At 69.5% G+C, this 2,328-nt stretch carries 4 protein-coding genes; all 4 read left to right on the top strand.

Annotated elements, in window-relative coordinates:
* Positions 1 to 101: 101 nt before the first annotated feature.
* Complete coding sequence (locus tag ACE3OU_RS18755) at positions 102 to 518, top strand: hypothetical protein (protein ID WP_374243078.1); 417 nt, start codon at positions 102 to 104, stop codon at positions 516 to 518.
* A gap of 29 nt (positions 519 to 547) precedes the next feature.
* Positions 548 to 847 carry a type IV conjugative transfer system protein TraL gene (traL, locus tag ACE3OU_RS18750; RefSeq protein ID WP_054022761.1) on the top strand — a complete coding sequence of 100 codons (300 nt, stop codon included), beginning with the start codon at positions 548 to 550 and terminating at the stop codon, positions 845 to 847.
* 91 nt (positions 848 to 938) lie between these two features.
* The gene (gene traE / locus ACE3OU_RS18745) at positions 939 to 1,505 is read left to right on the top strand and encodes a type IV conjugative transfer system protein TraE (protein WP_374243077.1); all 567 of its coding nucleotides are present in this window, start codon (positions 939 to 941) and stop codon (positions 1,503 to 1,505) included.
* A 49-nt stretch (positions 1,506 to 1,554) separates the two neighbouring features.
* Positions 1,555 to 2,328 (top strand): type-F conjugative transfer system secretin TraK (locus ACE3OU_RS18740; RefSeq protein ID WP_374243076.1); only part of this gene is annotated, 774 nt, incomplete at its 3' end.

Genomic DNA, 2,328 nt, shown 5'->3' with positions numbered 1-2,328 from the left:
TGGCCTGAACCCTGCCACCGACCCGCTGATCACCCGCACCCGACCCGACCGCCACCGCCATCCACCTTCGTCTCCCAGCCCTGAAACCTCGGAGGACTCCCATGAACACCGCTCTCGCCTCTGTGCGTCCCGCCCGTGCCACGGGCTCCCTGCCAACCGACGGCGCCGACGACCCCGGTACGGCCCACTTCGCCGGCAGCCGCCGCTCGAAGCGCCTGCTGTCGCCGGTCTCGCTCTTCGTACTGATGGCGCTCGGCCTGTGCGTCGCCTTTCCCGGCTACGCCCTCGACCTGGTCGCCTTCACCGGCATCACCGGCCCGCTCACCTCGGCGCTGACGCAGATCGCGAGCCTGGGGCCGGGCATCAAGGCCCTGGTCGGCTTCGTCGGCTTCGTGGTCGCGCTCATCTCGCTGGCCGCACTGCGCAACTTCGGCCCGGTGCTGTTCTATGTCGGGCTGGCCATCTTCGCCGCGGTCGGCCTCGTGATCGCGGGCGCAATCATGGGTGCGGTGATCTGACGCGCGCAGCCGACGAGCAGGAGGCCCGCATGCACGCCGACACCTACATCCCGCGCCGCCTGGACGACCAGTGGAAGATCGGCTTCTGGGACGTCGACGTCGCCGCGCCCCTGCTCTTCGGCCTGTTCATGGGCTACATGTCCGGCTCGAAGTTCTCCTTCGCGCTGTGCCTGGCCGCCGGCGCCCTCACCTCGCGCGCCATCGCCCGCATCAAGGCCGACAAGCACCCGGCCTTCGCGGTGCACTGGCTGTACTGGCACCTGCCCACCAGCCCGCTGACGGCGATGCGCGCCACGCCGCCGTCTCACATCCGGCGCATGGTCGGTTGACCCCAAGGCCAAGAGATGAAGCCCCAAGCTCACTTCGTTCGCGGCCCCCGAGGCGCTGCTCAGTCCCTTCGGACGGCCGGGCGGGACTGACATGGACTTCGAACGCCTGAACGGGGACATCAAGGAGATGCGCCGCCGCAACCGCGGCCTCGCGCTCACCGTGGGCCTGCTGGCCGCCGCGCATGTGCTGGCCCTGGTGGTGATCCTCAACCTGCTGGGCACGGTGCGCACGGTCGTCGTGCCGCCGTCGATCAACAAGTCCTTCTGGGTCTCGCGCGACAAGGCCAGCAGTGAGTACCTCGAGCAGATGGGCGCCTTCATCACCTGGCTGGTGCTGGACGTGACGCCGGCCTCCATCGACTGGAAGAAGGACATCCTGCTCGGCTATGTCGAGCCCGACCAGCACGGCGAGCTCAAGACCCGCCAGGAGCTGGAGGCGGCGCGGCTGAAGCGCATCAACGCCAGCACCTTCTTCATGCCGCAGCAGCTGGTGCCCAGCGAGGACACCCAGACCGTCGTCGTCCGCGGCCGGCTGCGCACGCTGGTCAACGGCCTGGAAACGGCCAACGACGCCAAGGCCTACGAGGTGGGCTTCACGTACAGCGGCGGCCGGATGCACCTGAAGACCTTCAAGGAGGTGACCCATGCAGCGCCGTGACTCCCGGCCGCAGCGCCGTCGCCACGCTGCACCAACAGCGACGGTGGCCATGGCGCCAGGTTCTCAGACACCCCGCTGGTTCCGCTCGATCGCCGCATGGGCGGCCGTGACATGCCTGCTCGCAGCGGCAGCGCCGGCAACCGCGCTGCAGGTGCTGGACGCCCGCGACGGCGTGGCCGTCGAGGCCGTACTGTCGATCAAGGAACCCACGCGCATCCGCATCGACGGCGCCGCGATCACGGACGTGTTCGGCAACATCCATTCCAGCAACTGCGGCCCCGCCGCGCCTTCCTCCAGCAGCAGCAACGGGGCGCCTCCGGCTGCCGCGTTGCCGGCCGTGAACCCCGCGGGGGAGATCGTGCTGGAGTGCGACCGCGACAAGGGCGAGATCTACATCCGCCCGGTCGGCGACTCGCCCAAGCCGGTCAACCTGTTCATCTCGTCGGCGCACGCCACCTACACGCTGGTGCTGCGCAAGGCGGACACCCCGGCCGACACCATCGTCATCCGCGACCCCGGCCAACGGGCACTGCAGGCGATGCAGTCACCGACCGGCGCCGCGGGCTCGCAGACACCGCTGGGCACCGCCCCCAACCACATCCGGGGGCTGAAGACGCTGCTCCTGGCGATGGCGTCCGACCGCGTGCCGCCCGACATCCGTGTGGACGAGCTCAACCAGCCCATCCAGCTCTGGGCTGAAGCCAGGTTCTCGCTGATGCGGCGCTACGAGGGCCGGGGTCTGGTGGGTGAGAGGTACCTGCTGCAGAACGTGAGCCAGGCCGTGATGGTGCTGGCGGAGCAGGAGTTCGACCGACCCGACAGC

The organism is Zoogloea sp. (genome assembly GCF_041908905.1).
Lineage (GTDB): Bacteria > Pseudomonadota > Gammaproteobacteria > Burkholderiales > Rhodocyclaceae > Zoogloea.
This window is presented reverse-complemented; position numbering and strand designations above follow the sequence as displayed.